Origin of the sequence: Propionibacterium acidifaciens (genome assembly GCF_003798325.1) — a bacterium.
Taxonomy (GTDB): Bacteria; Actinomycetota; Actinomycetes; order Propionibacteriales; family Propionibacteriaceae; genus Propionibacterium; species Propionibacterium acidifaciens.
Genome location: NZ_CP033719.1, coordinates 146,982 through 165,430 on the forward strand (window position 1 = coordinate 146,982; position 18,449 = coordinate 165,430).

Below are 18,449 nucleotides of genomic sequence, written 5' to 3' on the forward strand. Positions count from 1 at the left end.
ACCGCGTCGTCCCGGTCGTCCTCGTCCCCCGGCGGGGCCGGCCCCGGCTCAGCGCCCCTGGTGCCCGGGGTGCCGGTCGAGCCAGCCGGCGAGCTCGCCGATGTCGTGCCACAGCAGCGGTTCGCCGAGCAGCTCCTGCACGGCGTCCCGTCCCCAGGCCCCGTCGACGTCCAGGCCGGCCGCGGCCCGCGCCGCGGCGGTGACGTCGACACGGTCGTCGTCGGTGAAGAACGCCTCGACCTGGCGGGGCGCGAGCCGCTCGAGCGAGGCGGCGCCGTTGGCCGCCTCGGCTGCCCCGAGCGGTCCGCCGAGGAGCGTGTCCGGGAGTCGGGCCGACAGGACGATCCGGCGCCCGCTGGACGACAGCGCCGCCACGGACGCCACCTGCAGGGCCGCGAGCTCGGCCTCCTCACTGCCCGGCTCGACGCCGAAGGTGCGGCACAGGGCCCGGTTCGCGATGAAGACGGGCAGCGGGCCCTGCAGCGGCCGGTGCTCGACCGCCAGCAGACGAGCCCAGGACCCGTCGACGGGCACGAGCACGACTCGGCGCTGATCACCCATCGTCGCCTCCTCGCTCCCGAAGTTTTCCACAATCGACGACGAGACGCTGGCGCAACGCCCCGCTCATCGGGCAGGCTTGACCCATGGCTGTTCCCACCCCGACGGCCGATGACCGCTGCACTGCTCGGCGCCCCGACGGCGCCGTGGATCCCGACGACGTCGTCCTGTCCATCAGTGAGCCCTCCTCGCGCCCTGTCACGGACCCGCGCACGGATCCCGCCGCCGAGGCGGCGTCCCGATTCGCCCTGGCTCTCGCCGAGGTCCTCGCCGGCCGGCGCCCCGCCTCCCAGCTGATGCCCCTGAGCTGCCCGAGCAGCATCGCCGAGCTCATCCGGGTCCAGGCCGAGTGGCCCTTCACCGGCGCCCGCCTCCATTCTCTGCACATCGGCACTTCCGCATCGGCCGGCTCCTGCGAGGTCGTCGCCTGCTACCGGTGGCGTCCCGGCGGCGGGGCCGGCGTCCGGCTGGTGTGCACGGCCTTCCGCATGACCCGCATCGACGACTCGTGGTCCTGCCGCGAGCTGACGATCGGTGTGCCCAACCTCGGCCGCTGAGACCGCGCAGCGGGCCCGCGGTCCGCCGCACTCAGCGCGCGTTCGGGTTCCTGCCGTGGCAGTGCTTGAACTTCTTGCCCGAGCCGCAGGGGCACGGCTGGTTGCGGCCGACCCCGGCGTAGGGGTCGGACCCGTCGCCGTCGTCGTCGCGGCGCTGCTCGACGTCCCCGTCCTCGCTCGGCGCGGAGTAGGTCATCCTGCTCGGACGCTGGTCCTCGAGGCCCTTGATGAGGGCGCGCGGCCTCGGACGCTCCTCGTCCTCGTCCGTCTCGTCGTCGTGCGACAGGAGCGACGAGGCGTCGACGACGTTCCCGTCGCCGTCGCGGCGCTCGCCGACGACCGGGGAGTCCTGCTTCTCGACCTCGATGTTGAACAGATAGCCGACGACCTCCTCGGCGAAGGCCTCGCGCATCGCGTCGAACATGTCGGCGCCCTCGCGCTTGTACTCGACGAGCGGGTCGCGCTGGGCCATGGCGCGCAGGCCGATGCCCTCGCGCAGGTAGTCCATCTCGTACAGGTGGTCGCGCCACTTGCGGTCGAGGACGGTCAGCCAGACCTGGCGCTCGAGCTCGCGCATGACGTCTTCGCCGAGGTTCTCCTCGCGGGTGTCGTAGGCCTTCTGGGCGTCCTCCTTGAAGTCGTCGATGAGCTCGGAGGCCTCCTCGACCTCGTCGTAGTCCGCCGGGTCGAGGCTGACCGGGTAGAGCTGCCTCATGTCGTTCCACAGCGCGTCGAGGTCCCACTCGTCGGCGAAGCCCTGGGTGTGGAGCCTGACGGTTGCGGTGACGACGCGGTCGACGGTCGAGCGCAGCATGCCCTCGACGTCCGCGCCCTCGAGCACCGTGCGACGGTCGCCGTAGATGACGTGGCGCTGACGGTTCATGACGTCGTCGTACTTGAGGACGTTCTTGCGCATCTCGAAGTTCTGCCCCTCGAGCTGCTTCTGGGCGCTCTCGATCGACCTGGTCAGCATGCGCATCTCGATGGGCTGGTCCTCGGGCAGGCTCATCGAGGTCATGACCCGCTCGACCGTGTCGGCCTTGAACAGGCGCAGCAGGTCGTCCTCGAGGGAGAGGTAGAAGCGGCTCTCCCCCGGGTCGCCCTGGCGGCCGGAGCGACCGCGCAACTGGTTGTCGATGCGTCGGGACTCGTGGCGCTCGGAGCCGATGACGTACAGGCCGCCGGCCTCGATGACCTCCTCGTGCTCGTCGGCCACCTGCTCGTCGAAGCGCTCGCGGGCCTTGTTCCACTCGACCTCGTAGGTGTCGGGGTCCGAGACGGGGTCGATGCCCTTCGTGCGCAGTTCCTGGTCGGCCATGAACTCGGGGTTGCCGCCGAGCATGATGTCGGTGCCGCGGCCGGCCATGTTCGTGGCGACGGTCACGGCGCCCTTGCGGCCCGCCTGGGCGACGACCACGGCCTCGCGCGCGTGCTGCTTGGCGTTGAGCACCTGGTGGGGGACGCCGGCCTCGCGCAGGCGCCGGGACAGCTCCTCGGACTTGACGACCGAGGCGGTGCCGATGAGGACCGGCTGGCCCTCCTCGTGGCGCTCCACGACATCCTCGATGACGGCGTCGAACTTGGCCTTCTCGGTGCGGTAGATCAGGTCGGACTGGTCGGTGCGGATCATCGGCTTGTTCGTCGGGATGACGAGGACGCCCAGGCCGTAGATCTTCTGGAACTCGTCCTCCTCGGTCTTGGCCGTGCCGGTCATGCCCGAAAGCTTGTCGTACATGCGGAAGTAGTTCTGCAGGGTGATCGTGGCGAGCGTCTGGTACTCGTCCTTGATCTCGACGCCCTCCTTGGCCTCGAGCGCCTGGTGCAGGCCCTCGTTGTAGCGGCGGCCCTCGAGGACCCGGCCGGTGTGCTCGTCGACGATGAGCACCTGGCCCTTGATGACGACGTAGTCGCGGTCGCGCTTGAAGAGCTCCTTGGCGCGGATGGCGTTGTTGAGGTAGCCGATGAGCGGGGTGTTGACCGACTCGTAGAGGTTCTCGATGCCCAGGTCGTCCTCGGTCATCGTGATGCCGTGGGCCAGGACCGAGACGGTGCGCTTCTTCTCGTCGACCTCGTAGTCGACGTCGGGCCGGAGACGACGGGCCAGGCGCGCGAACTCGGGGTACCAGCGCTTGTTCTCGGCGGCCGGGCCGGAGATGATGAGCGGCGTGCGGGCCTCGTCGATGAGAATCGAGTCGACCTCGTCGACGATGGCGAAGTGGTGCTCCCGCTGGACGCAGTCGGACAGCTTGAGCGCCATGTTGTCGCGCAGGTAGTCGAAGCCGAACTCGTTGTTGGTGCCGTAGGTGATGTCGGCGCCGTAGGCCTTGCGGCGCTCGGTCGGCCTCAGGCTCGACAGGATGACACCGGTGCTCAGGCCGAGGAAGTGGTGCACACGACCCATCTGCTCGGACTGGGACCGGGCGAGGTAGTCGTTGACGGTGACGACGTGGACGCCCTTGCCCTCGAGGGCGTTGAGATAGCTCGGGGCCAGGGCGACGATCGTCTTGCCCTCGCCGGTCTTCATCTCGGCGATGTTGGCCTGGTGCAGCGCCGCGCCGCCCATGACCTGGACGTCGAAGGGACGCTTGCCGAGCACGCGGTTCGTCGCCTCTCGGACCGTGGCGAAGGCCTCGGGCAGAAGGCTGTCGAGGGACTCGCCGTTGTCGAGGCGCTGCCGGAAGTCGGCCGTCTGACCGCGCAGCTCCTCGTCATCCATGGCAAGGTAGTCCTCCTCGATGCTGTTCACCTGGTCGGCGATGCGCGCCAGCCGCTTGAGGGTTCGGCCTTCACCGGCGTGGAGGAGGCGGTCCATGAAGCTCACGAGTCGGTTTCCTATCGTCCGTGCGTGTCGTCCGTGGGGCTGCGTGCGCGCACCCATTCCTGCTCATCCTATGCGCGTCCGGTCCGGGACCCGAGGGATCGCCGGCGCGGCGGTCCGCGTCCGACGCTCGGCGGACGCGGGGCCGGTCACGTCACCTCGAGGTGGATGACGCCGTAGTTGTACGCCTTGCGGCGGTAGACCACGCTCGGCTGGCCGGTGGCGGCGTCCTGGAAGAGGAAGAAGTCGTGACCGACGAGCTCCATCTCGTCGAGGGCCTGGGCGAGCGTCAGGGGCGACGTCGCAAAGGTCTTCTCACGGACGACGAGCGGGCCGTCGCCCTGGACGGTCAGGCCGGCCACCTGACGGACCTCGGGCTCGGGCTCTGCGGCGGGGGCGGCGGGCCGCTCAACGGCGGGCAGGTCCTGGACACGCAGGCCGCGACGGTTCTTGCGGCGGTCCGCGGCGCGACGCAACTGGGAGCGCAACCTGTCGAGTGCCTTGTCGAAGGCCAGCATCTTGTCCTCGGCGCTGCCGCTCGCCCGGACGACCGGGCCCTTGGCACGCAGCGTGATCTCGCAGCGGACGGCGGAGGACGGGTCGCCCTTCGCGTCCTGCGCGGTGAACTCGACCTCGGTGCGGATCACGCGATCGCGCAGCTTGGAGATCGACTCCTCGAGTTTGCGGGCGACCACGTCGCGTGTGTCGTCATTGATGCTGCAGCGACGTCCGGTGACGATGACATCCATGTCAGTACCCTTTCGGTTGCGGACTCCATCCCGCCCGTCCGGGACGGCGGCGCACCAGGGAGTGCTGCGCCCGTGACCCGGGGACGGCGATGGCACGGAGGCCCGCGATCCGCGACCGGAAGCCGCTCGTCACTGCCCGCCGTGCCATGCCCCAAAGCTACTCACTTTCCCGGTGGAGCGGGTGCGGACGGGCTGTGTTTGCCCTATTTCCGTCCACCCCCGTTTCCGGCTGGCCCGCAAGGAGGTTTGCGCCGCGGTCGCGCAGCCGAGCACGTCCGCGCCGGCCCGGCGCAGCACCCGCACCGCCTCGGCCATGGTGGCGCCTGTCGTGACCACGTCGTCGAGCACCACGACGGCCGCACCCGGCGGAAGGGCCCTGCGCGCCCCGCGACGACCCAGCGTCATGGTCCCCGTCTGCGCCGACCTTCGCCGTCCGGAGTCGAGCCCGACCTGGTCGGGTGCCGATCGGCTGCGCACGAGCACCGGCCGGTACCGCATCCCGGTCCAGCGCGCCACGGCCCTGGCCAGCGAGGCCGTGTGGTCGATCCCCCGTTCACGGGCCCGCCCCGGGTCCGCGGGAACCGGGACGAGGAGCACCTCCTCGGGCTGGCGCCCCGAGGCGCCGACGGCGGCCAGGGCCGCCCGCGCGGCCAGCTCCGTCAGCGGCCGGCGCAGCGTCCAGGCCCCTCTGTCCTTGTAGGCGATGACGAGACGCCCCGCCACGGGCCGGTAGGGGGCACCCGACCAGACCGGCGGGGCGCCCGGGCCGGGACCCGGGGGCGGTGCGCGCCGCACGAGTGGTCCGGCCTCGAGCTCGGCGCGGCAACGGCGGCACAGCACGACTCCGGGCCGCCCGCACGCCGCGCACCGGGAGCCGAGCAGCAGGTCCAGACCGGCGTCGGCCAGCTCCATCATCCATTCCGTCATCCATTCGGCCCTCATGCCCCGATGGTGCGCGGCACGGGGCCGCCTCGATCCGATGCGCACGGATGCGCGCAGGACGAGTGCGCGTCGTCCACGCGTCAAGCCTCGGCGGGCCGCGCCCGGCGCCTAGTTCAGTTCGGGCGTGGCCGTGTAGGCGCTCAGCAGGGCGGCCTGCCCGCCGAGGCGCCGCAGCACCTTGCGCCACAGGTCTCCGGCATCGGCGCCGAAGATCTCCTCCTCGCGGGGGGTCGTGCGCACCCAGGCGCCGTGGCGCATCTCCTCGGCGAGCTGTCCGGGGTCCCAGCCGCAGTAGCCGGCGAAGACGCGCACGTCCGAGAAGGCGCCGGCGGTCAGCTCGACGGGCGTGTCGAGGTGGAGCACGCCGATGTCCCCGATGATCCGGCGCCAGCCGAGCGGGTCCTCGCCGGGGTCGAGCACCTTGGCCAGGCAGATGGCCCCGTTGGGCAGCACGGGGCCCCCCGCGAAGAGCACCTGCGGCGGGTTGAGCTGGGGCTCCCAGTCGGGCAGCACCTGCGAGACGGGCAGCGCGGACGGCTTGTTGAGCGCGACGCCGAGGGCGCCGTCCTCGTCGGATTCGAGCATGAGGATGACCGACTGGTCGAAGAAACCGGCACCGCTCGGCTGGGTGCTCACCAGGAGCTCTCCCCCGCTGACGCGCTGCTGACTGGTCACACGTCCAGTGTGGCACGACGCGCGGGCCGGCCTCCGGAGCCGGAGCCCGCGGCGCCGGTCCTCGAGGAGAATCGGCGGGCAGGCCGTCCGGTCCCGAAAGGCACGACCGTGCCGACCCGCCGCGTCCGGAGTCGTGCCGCTCGAACCCGTCGGAGGCGGACACGTGCCCGCCGTTCGACGCGTGACACGGAACCCTCACGCCCCACCCGATCGCTCAGCGACCGCGCCGTCTCGTTCTCCTGCGGTACCCGCGCCGCAGTAACGTCTCGTGGCACCCCGCCTCCGATGACGCGGTCGGCGACCTCCGGGTAAGAAGTGGCCGGCACGATAACCGGGATTCGTCACGTAGCGACGTCGGTTGCTGCGGAAGGTGAGAGGCTTCGCGTCCCACCGGCCGAAAGCCTCCACCCAGCCGCAAGAGCCTCCACCTCCCACAGATGCACCACTCGCATCTCGTTGGCGTCACGAATGTGGGTGAATCCGCCACCTCCCCCGGAGGCAGAGGGCGAATCGGGACACGGCTGAGACACGGTCTTCGTTGTCTCTCAACCCTCGGGGCCACTGGCTGAAGAGGTCACTCAGCGTTCTCCCGCACACGATCGGTCGGCGTCGAAGACCGTTCTGACTGCCCAGCAGCGCAGTCGTCCGCACTCGCCAGGCATGCGAGGCGGCGTGCGGCAATGACCCGGCCCTCGGCGTCACGGACAAGATCGTCGGGCCACACGAGGTCCGTCCTGTGCGGAAAATGCTCGGCCACCACGCGGCTCGTGAGGTACAGGGTGTGGGGCCGCGGCTCCGGCAGGGGCGGGTCCACGCCCTGCCAGGTCGCCCCGACGGCGAGCGGCAGCCCGACCGAGGCGCGCGGGCCGTCGGGGCGGGCCGGGTCGGCGACGGTGAGCGTCTCCCACTGCGGCTCGGACAGCACCAAGTGGGGGACGGTGCCGGACGCGGGGAACCGGACCGGTGGCGTGCCGTCACCAGGGTCGATGACGACGTCGTGCGGAGTGAGGTTGACCAGAACCGTGGCCGGTACCCGCAAGGCGGCATGATCCCCTGCTCGTGGCTCCCGGGCGCGGGCCCGGGACTCGAGATCAGCCATGAGGCGGTCAACGTCGTCCTTCCACGTCGACTGCGCCGGCTCAACGCCGAGGGCGCAGGCCGCTTCCTCGAGCTTCGTGCATGTCAGCCGCAGCATGTCCGGATAGGTCGGTTCCACGACCTCCTTGGAGCTGGAATCCGTCTGAATTCCCCTGCCCTCCAGATCCTTGAGAACCTCCCGCAGCGCGGGCTTGACGAGACCGTCTGCGTGCGTGACGACCAGGTGGTTCCGGACTCTGTAGAGGACCTCGAGCAGGTCGCGATGAGGGCCCTTGTCCCTCGTCTCCTTCTCACCGCGGTCCTTCGGGCAGGGCCGACCGAGGTCGATTCCGCCGCTCGCAGGCCCGAGGTTGTTGTTCCTGATGAGGAGCTTCCTCCCACTCGTCTTGAAGTTCAGCGCCTCGGCGACGACGACCGCCAAACGCATCCTCGTCAGTTCGGGGGCCTTCTCCCACAGGTCGGCGACCGTCTTGAGGAGGTCGATGAGGACGCCGACCCCGCGGTCCGGGTCCTCCTCGTCGTTCGCGACTTCAAGAAGCCTCTGACGCAGCGCGCTGCACTTGTCCGCCAACTCGTCCATGTCCCCGTCGCCGGCCGCGAGAACACGGGTCGCGCTGAGGAGGTTGAGACTCCTCAGGCTGTGGAGGGCAGCCTCACGCAGGGCGTGCTCGGCGTCGTTGTGCAATGCGAGCCGGTGGAGCTGGGGGACGGACCTCTTTCGGGCACCCTCATTCCTCTCATCGACGAAGGTCTGGAGGAAGAGCGGGGCGGCGTGCCCCGCGCACCACGCCTGGGCCGCCTGGAGCGCGCCGAGCACCGCCGCCTTCTGGCCGGTGCCGACGATGACGACGGCCGCAGGGCGCTTCGCCCCGAGCGCAAGAGCGATCTGGGCTTTGACGGTCCGCATGATCGAGGGTGTCGCGACGTACTCGCTCTCATCGTCTCCCCCGTAGTCGCACAGGTCGACGAGGACGGGAGTATGCTGTCTCTCCCATCCCGCGTCCACTCGGGCGGTGAAGGATGCTGCGGCTTCGTCGAGGGCCGTCTTCTTGGAACGAGGGTTGGAGGAGTGCAGGAGGAGGAACTCGGCCGTGAGAGCCCCCGCGCCGTCGAGCATGGCGCCGGGGACCGCTCGGCGGATCTCCTTGTCCGGTTCCCCGCTGAGGACCCGCTCGGTGACGTGCATGCCGCGCGGTGCGCCGACACCGCACGGAACGATGAAGAGCACTGCTCCTCGGCCGGGTCGCGCAAGCCAGTCCGGAAGACGAGGAGCGATCTCATCGAGGGCGAGCACCTTCGTCACCTCTGAGGCCGACGGCGCGGCGAGGTCGTGGACCGCCGCCGTCCCGATGTCGTTGAGCCAACCGTGCTCCAGCAGCCAGCGGACCGAGGCCGGGCAGTCGTCGCCGAGCTCGTTGGCACGCTCCAGGGCGAGGGCAATAACATGTCCGAGCTGCGGCGGCTTACCACTGCCCCTCTTCGTCGCTTCCTCAACAAGATTGCAAGGAGCGTCCTTGTCGTCCTTGGACTCCTGCTCGTGAAGCGTCAGATAGTGCTTCTGCGCCCAGGCTCGGGCGACGAGGCCGGCCCCGTTGTCCGCACGCGCCATGTCGAGCGCCAGCAGGGATGCCAGGTCGTCGGCCGTCAGATCAGCCGGCTTGCTCTCAAGACGTTTCATCAGGTCGCAGAGTCTCTTGAAACTGTCGTCATCAAGGAGTTCCGGCTGATACTCCCCAGCCCATGTTCGCGCCTGCTCGATGTATCCGAGGGAGCGCAGCCAGTGAAAGGGCGCGGTCTCGTACGAGGTGCGGTCGAGCAGGACGGCCGTGTCCTTCCCGGCGCCGGGCGCGACCGCTGCCCGCCAGTCCAGTCCGAGCCGGTCTGCGGCGCCCATCGCGCCGAGCGCGATCATGGAGGCGCCGGAGATCGCATTGACGACGACGTCCGGCTCGGTTCCCTCCTGAGCCTGCGAGGACACGAGGCTGCCGAGTCTCTCGGTGAGGCTCTTGATTCCCTCGGCCTCGCTGAGGTTCGCGTTGAGCATCTCCGCGCGGACATCCAAACGCAGTTTCCGCAGAAGCCCGTCATGGACGCCCTCAAGACCCAGCGCATTCCCGAGGAGCTCGCCGATCCCGCTGGTCCATGTCCCGGAACTGCCGCTCCGGCTGACGAGGAGCAGGACTGTCACCATGCGCGTCGGCCCACCCGCAGCCGGGCAGAGCGAGCGCAGGATGAGGGACAACGGCGGGGCGCTGAAGCGCGAGTCCTTCGCGGGGGGCTCGAGCAACAGGCCGAGCAGGCCCTCGGCGTCCTTCGCGTCGAGAAGGTCCTTCGTCTTCTTCTGCGCCTCCTTCTGGGCATCCTGCCGCTCAAGGCTCGAGAGCCCGACGATGTCGTTGCGCAGGTCCCCCTGGCCCACCGGATGGACGATGATGGTCATCCGCGCCTCCTGCTCGCTTCTGCTGCGCCGATGCCACCAACCAGCGGTGGCGTCACGGTTGCGATTGTGCACCCAGCCCCTCTGCTGCGCCAGCAACGCGCCAGCCCTGGACCTTCGCCTCACCCGTGCGCGTCACACACCCACGAAATGCGTCCACCGTCGCCAGTCGGGTGGCACACTGAGCGTGTCCCGCCCATCCGAGAGGATCCCCCATGTACCTCGTCATGCTCGAGACCAACGGGAACCAGCGTTACATCTTCTCCTCCCCGCGCCTGCGCGAGAGCATCGGTGCCTCGTTCCAGCTGACCCGTCTCGCCTCTTGGACCAAGGAGGCGCTCGGCGAGCCCAGCGTATGCCACCCGACCGATCCCTGGGTCTCCCGCTCCTCCGGCAAGGTCATCATCATGGTCGATGGCGAGTCGGACGCCGTCTCCCTCATCGGCCGGGTGACCCGCCGGGCGCTCGCCGAGGCGCCCGGTATGGACGTCTCGGGCGTCTACGTGGACATGGGTGGCAAGAAATACGTGGACGCCGCCGCGCTCAAAGAGGTGCACACCAAGGCCGCTGAGTACGCGCTCTCCCGCCCTCCGGCTCTCGCCCGCTTCTCCCAGATGCCCTTCCTGACGCGGGCGAAGGACTCCGTCCTCCCCGCGGCCCCGCCCCTGGGAATCCGCGACGAGGCCACGGACGATACGAGGACGGCCCTCTCCCTGCCCTCCCGAGTTAAACGTCACCTGGCACTCGCGTCCAGGGAGAGCCTTCTCGACCGGGCGCGAATCGAAGGCGGCCTTCCGGATGAGGAGCTCGCACGAGACCCCCTGAAGCTGGAACGCATGCTCCAGCCGCTGGGCGATGACGACTCACTCGCCCTGTCGAAGATCGCCGTCATCCACATCGACGGCAACGGCGTCGGCGCCATCATGCGGGACCTCGACATGGCGATGAAGAAGGTTCCGGACGGCGACTTCCGGAAGGAAAAGGAAGTCCGCTGCAGGCCGGACGACCCCGACGCTCTGCGCCGCTTCCTCCTGAAGGTCAACGAACGACTGGAGAACAGCGTCATCCAGGCCTTCGTCACCGCTTGGAGAGACGTCGCCGACTGGGCGCGCCAGGACGCCGAGGCGACGGGCCGCGAACACACGGCGATCCCCGTTGTCCCCGTCATCCTGGGCGGAGACGACGTCACCGTCATCACCAGCGGCGACTACGCCCTGCCCTTCGCTACTGCCTACCTCAAGGACTACGAGCAACGAACCGAAGAAGACCAGCTGCTCAGCCACCTGAGCGATGACCCGAACGGACAGTCTGGTCCCATGACAGCGGCCGCCGGGGTCGCCGTCGTCGGCCACAGCTACCCCTTCCACATCGCCTACGATCTGGCCGAGCGGCTCGTGACCGAGGCGAAGAAGGTCGGCAAGGCGTCCACACCCGCGCGCTCAACCATCAGCTACCACGTCCTGTTCGACTCCACGGTGCTTGACGCCACGCAGATCCTCCACGCCTACGACTCCTTCACCACCCGTCCCTTCCTGCTGTGGCCCGACGACGCGCCCCCGGCTTCGGCAGGCGAGAGCGCGACATCGGCGAACGGACGCTCCTCCTGGCCCGAGGTCTGCGCACGAGTGCGCCGATTCAAGAACCTGACCGCGGAGGACAGCCAGGCGACCGACGCGCGCTTCCCCAAGACGCGGGCCGCCCGCATCCGCAGACTTCTGTCCGACGCCGCCCAGGCCGCGCTGGCCGGCGACGTCGCGCGCGGCCGGGAGCTGCAAGACAAGGCCGAGGCGGAGTGGGAGGACGCCAGGAGCAACGTCGATGCACGGATCGATACTCTGCTGGGCGACATCAAGGGTCTCTTCGACCTCATGGAGCTGACGGACATCCTCCCCGCGTCCTACCTCGATGCCATCGCTCCCGGCGAGAACACCTCCGCAACCCCGAGCACCTCCGAGGACCACGCATGAGCACCGTCTCCCCCCTCTCGCTTCCCGTCACGATCATCTTCCACTCCGACTGGGGCGTTTCCACCGGCACGGGCATCGCCGGCGGCGTCGACTCCATCGTCGAGAAGGACGAACACGGCCTGCCTGTGGTCCGCGCAACCGTCGTCACGGGTGCCGTACGCGAGCAGGCCTTCCTGGCGGCGCAGGCACTCGACGGCGGTACCTCGGGCGGATGGCGCCACTTCGTCGAAGCGCTGTTCGGCACAGCCAAGCGCCCGCGGCTCGTCTCCTTCTCCGACGCGCGCCTTCCCGCGGACGCACCGCCCGAGAGCACCGTCCACGACGTCGTCTCCCTGTCCATCGATGAGGCCACGGGGACCGCCAAGAAGGATCATCTGCGGTTCTTCGAGCGGGCCAGTGCCTGCACGCTCACCGGTACCGTCGAACTACACGGGACGGACCTGTACGGGAACACGATCGCATGGTCCGATCCGCAGCGCCGTGCCACCGAGCTCGTCCTGGCGCTGTCGGGCTTGCTCGTACGAGCCCTCGGCTCCAACCGCTCCGACGGCGACGGTCTGTGCGATGTCCTCGTCGGTGACGCAGACGGGGTCGGCGACAGAACGAGTTACGCCGCCCGCACCTGTGAACAACTGGAGCAGTGGACGGGGCAAGCCCCGGAGCCGCCTGCAATACAGGGCGGCACGGCCGAACGATCCGCGAGCGCGCCGGTCATCTCCGCCACCCCACGGCGGCAATCCGGTACACGCCCCGACGACGAGCCCTCTGTCTTCCGTTGCGCCGAGCTCGACATTGTGCTGCGCACTCCGGTCATCTCCTACGAGGTGCCCTTCTCCAACGAGATCCGCTCCTTGGACTTCTTGCGCGGCACGATGCTCCTGCCCCTGATCCACCGCAGACTGCGCGGGGTCTTCCAGAACGACGCCGTCGTGCGCGACGCCGTCGTGAACGGCAGTCTCCTCGTCTCGGATGCCACCGTCGTCGTCGATGGCGTGCGAGGGCTGGCCGTGCCGCTGGTGCTCTCGACCCCCAAGGTGGAGCGAGCCCAGGAGGGCGGGGAGGGCGGCTCTCGCACCCGGGTGCTCAACCGGCTGCTGGCCGGCGAGCCGGAGGAGGTGCACAAGCCCCTGCGCAGCGGGTACGTCTTGCCTCGCCACGACCTGGCACTCGCCGGACAGCCCACGGCCGACGGTCTGGCCGGGGCGATCGGGGCGCCGGCACTCGTGGGCCGGCAGTCGACGGCACACGACTCGCGCACGGGCGCCGCCGGCGCGGGGCAGCTGTTCCTCGTCAAGGCGCTGCCCACGGGGCTGTGCCTGCGGGCCACCGTCCTCATGAGCGAGGCGCTCCACGAGCACGTGAGATCGAGGCTCGACGAGATCTTCCCGCCGGGAGGCTTCCCGGAGCGACTGGGATCCCGCCGCCTGAGCGGAGCCTACGGCCGAGCCAGCTGCACGCTCGGACAGTTCCGAGGGTCCGAGGCGGATCCGCCCAAGTGGGACCGCGACGGCGCTACCACCCTGTGGCTCACCTCCGACGTCCTGGTCCGCTCCCCCCGGCTGGGGCCGGGCGGCCGCAGGGACGACCTGATCGCGGCACTGATCCAGGCGGGGGCGTCAGTGGGCCTGGTCGACGGGGCCGACGGCCGCTTCGCCGCCGGGATACGTCACCGACGCATCGACTCCTGGGCGGCGGCCGACGGCCAACCGCGCGCCACGCGCACGGCCATCAGCGCAGGCTCAGTGCTGCGGGTGCGCCCGGCCGAGGGCGCAGCCCCGGACGCCGTCATAGCGGCACTGGCGCGGTTGTCCATCGCCGGGGTCGGCGAACTGAGAGCTCAGGGATTCGGCCGCTTCGTCGTCGGACATCCGCTGCTTGAGCGGAACGAGTTCTCACTGGCGCGCCTGGAGCAGGGGGACATGCTGGGTACCCGGAGCACCACCGTGCCGACATCGGAGGAGGGACGATGAGCATCACCCGTTACGAGCTGACCGTCTGCCTGGTCACCGACTCGCCGCTGCACTCAGGCGGGATCGACGAGGTGCCGGACCGGATGCGCGCCAAGGAGGAGCGCCGGACCACGGCTCGGCGCTTCGCCCGTGATGGTCGTGGCCGACCGGTTCTCACGGGGCGCTCCGTTAAGGGAGCCGTACGTGCCGCCTGCGAACGGTATCTGAAGGCGGACCCACCGCAAGAGGTCCTCCAGCACCTCGGTGCAGGAGGCGAGGACCGCGACCGCCTTTGGGGCAACCCGAGGAGCGGGGAGTCCCGCGCCGCGACGCTGACCTTCCACAGCATCGAGCTCACCCCGGCATCCGACAGCGCCTCCGGTGCAGAGGGACCGGACGAGCCGGGACTGCCGACCCGCACCGGCATCGCCATCGACCGTTACTGGGGGGCAGCGGGAGACACGGCTCTCTTCGAGCACGAGTACGTGCCGACGGACACATCGCTGACCCTAACAGTCACCGCTCAGGCCGGGCCAATGCCCCTAAGCCGTTCCGAGGAGTCCCTCCCCGCCCCGTCGTCCCCTCCTGCCACCGAGCAACAGGTGGAGCAGCTCTTCGCCGTGATCATCGGGCTTCTGGAGTCCGGGCGAGTAGCTTTCGGGGGACGCCGGAACGCCGGCTGGGGACGGGTGAGGCTCGCCGAAGGCGCGAGGCCGTGGACGCTCGTCAAATTCTCGCTCGGGTCTCGAGAAGACCTCCTGGGCTCGCTCGCCGGAGGCCAAGACATCACCAGCACGGTCACACCGGTCTCCTGCACCGAGCCGGAGCGGGTACAGATCCGCATCGACTGGGACAGCCCGACCGGGATCCTTGTGGCGGAGACACCGGCTGAGACCGAGGCTTCAGGCGAGGCCCAGGCCGATCCGTCGCCAACGGACCCACCCGTCGCCAACAGCGAATCGGTCTCCGATGAGGCACGGAGGGAGTCCAAGCCGACGACGCCACTGCGCTCAGGCCTTCGCGGCGATGACCTGCTGGTGCTGCCAGGCTCCTCGATCCGCGGAGCGCTGCGCTCGCGGGCATCGCGGATAGCCCGTACGGTCCTGGCGGCGCGGCGGGACGAAGGCGTCAACGACTGGTCGGAGACCGGTGTCCACGATCAGCTCGCGGCCGATCCCTCCCTCGTGCGCGACCTGTTCGGCACCACCGAGCGGCGCGGAACCCTGTCAGTTCTGGACACCCTCGCGTCTTCGGCGGGCACGTGCCGGACCATCACCCACAACGCGGGCGACCGGTGGACCGGCGGTGTGGCCGAAGGGGCCCTGTACAGCGAGGAGGTGCACGACGTCGAGTGGAACGCGATCACCCTGGAGCTGGACCCCAACAGGCTGCCCGCGGACGACAACCGCCGTCGTGCCGCCTGGTGCCTGTTGGGCCTCGTTCTGGCCGAGCTGGCCACCGGCACGCTTCCTCTGGGCAGCAGGGGAACCCGCGGACTGGGGCAGGTGGAGGTCAAGGGGCTCACCGTGACGGGCCTGGAATGGCTCGGGCTTCCCGATGGCGGAACCAAGAGCTTCAAGGCGGGCGCGGGCCGGAGCGGGCGCGACGTCGCCAAGGCGCTGCTGGAGCACCTGAGGGCCGTCAATGCGACGATTACGCCGAATGCTGGCGCAGACGCTGCTGGGTGGTCCTCCTACCTCATCGACACCGAGGAGAAGCGCAATGGCTGAGACACTCACGATGCCGCCGTTGAAGAAAGCGATGTGGTCCTGCTCGTCCGACGGCAACGGGACGCTTGACGGTCTCCTGGCGAAGGTTGCCTCCGTGGGTTCCCTTGCCGGGGTCGCCTACACGACGGCGAGGGCGCGCGCCATCACCTCGGTCTCCGACGGGCGCCTCCGGGCCTCCGATGGTGCGGTTGAGGAAGGAACCGTCTACGAAGTGAGGATATGGAAGACGTGTCCGCCACCGGACGGCCCCGTCCTCGCCCACGAATGGCGCTGGCTCAACGGGTCCGGCTCCGCCGAGATCACCGTCTGGGCGATGACGGAAGGACGGTCGGGAGGCGAGTCGTGCTGGTACCGCAAGAACGCATACCTCCAGCACGGCGCGACCGAACCCTTCAACAAACCCGAGGACACGATGACCAGCATCGAGATCTTCACCGACTCCGAGTACGGCAACACGGTCTTCACCGACGAGCTCATGACGGGAACATGGGGGCCCTCCAATGGCTGACTTCGCGTCCTTCCATTCCTCCGTCAACCGGATTCCAGTGCTGCGAGCCTCTGCGCACAGGCTTGCCCAGCACACGGTCCTGCCTGGTGACCTCTTCCTCGACGGACCCGCACCGTCGCACGACCACCTCGATCCGCAGCGCTGGTCCGGCTCGGTTGACCTGGAGATCACGGTGCGCACACCGCTGGTCTTCGGCGAGCAGACCACCACGGAAGTCCCCGTCCGGCCGGGCCGCTCAGAGCAACGTCACGTCGTCGATCTTCCGCTCGACGCCGATGGAACCGTCCGCGTGCCGCCGACCATGGTCAAGGGCATGATCTCCCGCGCGTACGAAACCTTCACCTGCTCGCGTTTCCGAGTCTTCGGGGACGTGGAGAACCAGGGCGGGTTCCGGCGGACGGCCGATGATCGCTCCGTGCCACTGACGTACCGGGCAGATCCGGCCGCAGCGAACCAGCTCCTTCCCGGACGCGTCTGCGAAATCGATGGCGGTCGACTCGGCGTCGAGGTTCTCGACGGATTCGGAAAAAACGCACGAGTTGCTCTGATCAGGGACGATCTCAATGACGGTCATGGGACGATTGTCCGCACAAATCATCCTCGTATTCAGGCCGGTCCCGGAGGGGCGTTGAGCGACAAGCAGGTCTTCGCCCGCTTCCGTCAACTCACGAGGCACGGAGAGCAGGTCGAAGTTCGCCTCACGCAGTGGAAGGACAGTAAGAATACGCCGCATCTCATGGTCACTGGAGTGTGGGATGAAGATGACTTGGAGGTGTTCTTCCAGGTCGAAGGCAGCAAAGTGACGCATTTCAACGTATGGGGATATCCCTGCCGGACTGCCCCTGAGACGAAGTCCGCGCACGATCTGTTCAAAGAGAAAACCTACGAACGATTCTTCTTCAAGTCTGCGCATGATGGCCACAGCCTTGACGGCCTCGTGCTGCCCCTCACCGACGAGCATGTGGCCAGGTACGCCACGGTCCTCCGGTCCTACCGCGAGCAGCAGAAGGTGCCCGGAGGAGACAAGCACCTGCTCAACCGTGCAGCGGCGACCTGGGCAACAGGCTCATCTCGGCCGCTCTCTGCAGGCGACCTGGTCTTCGTCAGGCTTGACATGCTCTCCACCTCCGCCCAGGACGGGATTCCCGACACGGCTCAGGTCATCGACGTCTTCCCGACAATCGTCGGCAGACGCTCCTACGATGCCTCGCCTCGAGAACTGGCAGACAAGCAGGGCGTTCTCCCGCTGGCGTCGCGGAAGCAGGCGTCGGCGGCCGACCGGCTTTTCGGTTACGTGGTCCCGGATGCTGCCGATGGCGCCAAGGGCGGGGACGTCGCCGCCCGCGGCCGGATCATCATCGGGCCGGTCGACGGTTCGCGAGTCCGCATCTGCACCAAGAAGAAGGTACTCACGCCTCTTCTGATGCCCAAACCGTCGTCGGCCAGGCGGTTCCTCACCGACGCCTCCGGCGGTACTCCCAAGAACAAGAACGGCGGCGTCCTCCGGCGCGATGATTACTTCGCTAAGGGGCAGTTGCTTGGCACTGCGGCCTATCCCGTGCACCGCAGGCTCCTTGACGGCAAGGACCTCGACGCCGACGGTTTTCCACAGCCAGCGACGAGAGCCGCGGTCCTGGGCGGTCGGGAGCAGACCAATGACGCGGTCCGTCTCACCGTCCGCTCCTGGGTCGAGGCCGGCAGTGTCCTGCGCTGCACCGTGTCCTTCACCAACCTGTCCCAAGATGAGCTCGCGGCGCTCCTATGGGTTCTCACGCCGGAGAAGCTCGTCCCCTCGGAGGAGCGCGAGGTAGCCGGCCCCGATGCCGTGGGATGTCTGCGCCTGGGTCTCGGCAAACCCCTCGGTCTGGGCGCCGTCGAGGTCCGCATTGCGCCGAACGGACTCCGAGTGCGCACCGGTACGGACCAAGCCGAGGGTTACGCGTCCCTGAGCAATTGCCTCGGTTTGACCGAGCCGACCGTGCCCACGACTCGCTTCCCCCTTCCGAATGAGGCCGTTCTTCTCAAAACCCCGTGGGTGCGCGCCATGCAGCGCGCCGCCTTCGGCTACACCGATGGCCGGGAGGTCAGGCATATGAGCCTGGACGAGAACAAGGAGAACAACCAGACCAACGGCAAGACCGGTGAGCCGCATCCAGGCAAGGGCCTCTCCCCGCGCGACATGTTCGGCACCGACTCTGGAAAGCCGATTATCGTCACCGAGCGCCAGCGAGGTAGAGCTGAGCATCCACAAAGCGGGCGGCGACGTGGCGCTCGGCGGTAGCCGTGTCTTCGCGTAAGGGCAAATCGATGACAACCTGGCATCACGCATACAATGGCATTCCAACGGTCAAAGACTGGCACGCCGTTGGGCGGAACGGCTTCGTCGGCAACCGCCCGCCTTCCGGGCACGACTACCTCCGGCCGAATGATCTCTCGGGCGAGCTGCGCGTATCCCTCACAG

The 18,449-nt window shown here is 68.9% G+C and carries 12 protein-coding genes; 6 read left to right on the forward strand and 6 right to left on the reverse strand.

Annotated features, from left to right (window positions below; translation table 11 throughout):
- Positions 1–48: 48 nt before the first annotated feature.
- Positions 49–561: a DUF6912 family protein gene (locus tag EGX94_RS13240; protein WP_021797524.1), complete on the reverse strand. Its 513-nt coding sequence runs from the start codon at positions 559–561 to the stop codon at positions 49–51.
- Between the two features lie 83 nt (positions 562–644).
- On the opposite strand from EGX94_RS13240, the gene EGX94_RS00620 reads away from it, so the two are divergent.
- On the forward strand, positions 645–1,115 hold the full coding sequence (locus EGX94_RS00620; RefSeq protein WP_123825769.1) for an Rv3235 family protein: 471 nt from the start codon (positions 645–647) through the stop codon (positions 1,113–1,115).
- Positions 1,116–1,146: 31 nt separating this feature from the next.
- Here the strand turns inward: EGX94_RS00620 and secA are convergent, their stop codons facing one another.
- The 5 genes from secA to EGX94_RS13245 all read right to left on the reverse strand — a co-directional run bounded on the left by secA (position 1,147) and on the right by EGX94_RS13245 (position 9,837).
- Positions 1,147–3,936 (reverse strand): preprotein translocase subunit SecA, encoded by a 2,790-nt coding sequence (gene secA, locus EGX94_RS00625; protein WP_021797522.1) that lies wholly within the window; start codon positions 3,934–3,936, stop codon positions 1,147–1,149.
- Between the two features lie 146 nt (positions 3,937–4,082).
- Entirely contained in the window at positions 4,083–4,682 is a 600-nt protein-coding gene (hpf, locus tag EGX94_RS00630) for a ribosome hibernation-promoting factor, HPF/YfiA family (RefSeq protein WP_021797519.1), read from the reverse strand.
- 129 nt (positions 4,683–4,811) lie between these two features.
- Positions 4,812–5,624: a ComF family protein gene (locus tag EGX94_RS00635; RefSeq protein ID WP_081660440.1), complete on the reverse strand. Its 813-nt coding sequence runs from the start codon at positions 5,622–5,624 to the stop codon at positions 4,812–4,814.
- Positions 5,625–5,732: 108 nt separating this feature from the next.
- A complete protein-coding gene (locus tag EGX94_RS00640) occupies positions 5,733–6,299 on the reverse strand; it encodes a YqgE/AlgH family protein (protein ID WP_021796950.1) in 567 nt (188 codons plus the stop codon).
- Positions 6,300–6,873: 574 nt separating this feature from the next.
- A complete protein-coding gene (locus EGX94_RS13245; protein ID WP_021796948.1) occupies positions 6,874–9,837 on the reverse strand; it encodes a hypothetical protein in 2,964 nt (987 codons plus the stop codon).
- A gap of 212 nt (positions 9,838–10,049) precedes the next feature.
- Between EGX94_RS13245 and EGX94_RS00650 the strand changes: the two genes are divergently transcribed.
- The 5 genes from EGX94_RS00650 to EGX94_RS00670 are packed head-to-tail and all read left to right on the forward strand — an operon-like array spanning position 10,050 to position 18,269.
- Positions 10,050–11,801 (forward strand): Cas10/Cmr2 second palm domain-containing protein, encoded by a 1,752-nt coding sequence (locus EGX94_RS00650; protein WP_021796952.1) that lies wholly within the window; start codon positions 10,050–10,052, stop codon positions 11,799–11,801.
- Positions 11,798–13,771: an RAMP superfamily CRISPR-associated protein gene (locus EGX94_RS00655; RefSeq protein ID WP_021796945.1), complete on the forward strand. Its 1,974-nt coding sequence runs from the start codon at positions 11,798–11,800 to the stop codon at positions 13,769–13,771. The genes EGX94_RS00650 and EGX94_RS00655 overlap by 4 nt, the downstream gene beginning before the upstream one ends.
- Positions 13,768–15,480 carry an RAMP superfamily CRISPR-associated protein gene (locus EGX94_RS00660; RefSeq protein WP_021796946.1) on the forward strand — a complete coding sequence of 571 codons (1,713 nt, stop codon included), beginning with the start codon at positions 13,768–13,770 and terminating at the stop codon, positions 15,478–15,480. Before EGX94_RS00655 ends, EGX94_RS00660 begins: the two co-directional genes overlap by 4 nt.
- Positions 15,473–15,988 (forward strand): hypothetical protein, encoded by a 516-nt coding sequence (locus EGX94_RS00665; RefSeq protein WP_021796953.1) that lies wholly within the window; start codon positions 15,473–15,475, stop codon positions 15,986–15,988. The genes EGX94_RS00660 and EGX94_RS00665 overlap by 8 nt, the downstream gene beginning before the upstream one ends.
- Complete coding sequence (locus tag EGX94_RS00670; RefSeq protein ID WP_021796941.1) at positions 15,981–18,269, forward strand: hypothetical protein; 2,289 nt, start codon at positions 15,981–15,983, stop codon at positions 18,267–18,269. The genes EGX94_RS00665 and EGX94_RS00670 overlap by 8 nt, the downstream gene beginning before the upstream one ends.
- The last annotated feature ends 180 nt before the right edge of the window (positions 18,270–18,449 follow it).

Bases quoted from the DNA above. Each gene is read 5' to 3' on its own strand.
- EGX94_RS00650 (WP_021796952.1), top strand. From the start codon at position 10,050: ATGTACCTCGTCATGCTCGAGACCAACGGGAACCAGCGTTACATCTTC.
- EGX94_RS00620 (WP_123825769.1), top strand. From the start codon at position 645: ATGGCTGTTCCCACCCCGACGGCCGATGACCGCTGCACTGCTCGGCGC.
- EGX94_RS13240 (WP_021797524.1), bottom strand. From the start codon at position 561: ATGGGTGATCAGCGCCGAGTCGTGCTCGTGCCCGTCGACGGGTCCTGG.
- EGX94_RS00660 (WP_021796946.1), top strand. From the start codon at position 13,768: ATGAGCATCACCCGTTACGAGCTGACCGTCTGCCTGGTCACCGACTCG.
- EGX94_RS00670 (WP_021796941.1), top strand. From the start codon at position 15,981: ATGGCTGACTTCGCGTCCTTCCATTCCTCCGTCAACCGGATTCCAGTG.
- hpf (WP_021797519.1), bottom strand. From the start codon at position 4,682: ATGGATGTCATCGTCACCGGACGTCGCTGCAGCATCAATGACGACACA.
- EGX94_RS00665 (WP_021796953.1), top strand. From the start codon at position 15,473: ATGGCTGAGACACTCACGATGCCGCCGTTGAAGAAAGCGATGTGGTCC.
- EGX94_RS00655 (WP_021796945.1), top strand. From the start codon at position 11,798: ATGAGCACCGTCTCCCCCCTCTCGCTTCCCGTCACGATCATCTTCCAC.
- EGX94_RS00635 (WP_081660440.1), bottom strand. From the start codon at position 5,624: ATGAGGGCCGAATGGATGACGGAATGGATGATGGAGCTGGCCGACGCC.
- EGX94_RS13245 (WP_021796948.1), bottom strand. From the start codon at position 9,837: ATGACCATCATCGTCCATCCGGTGGGCCAGGGGGACCTGCGCAACGAC.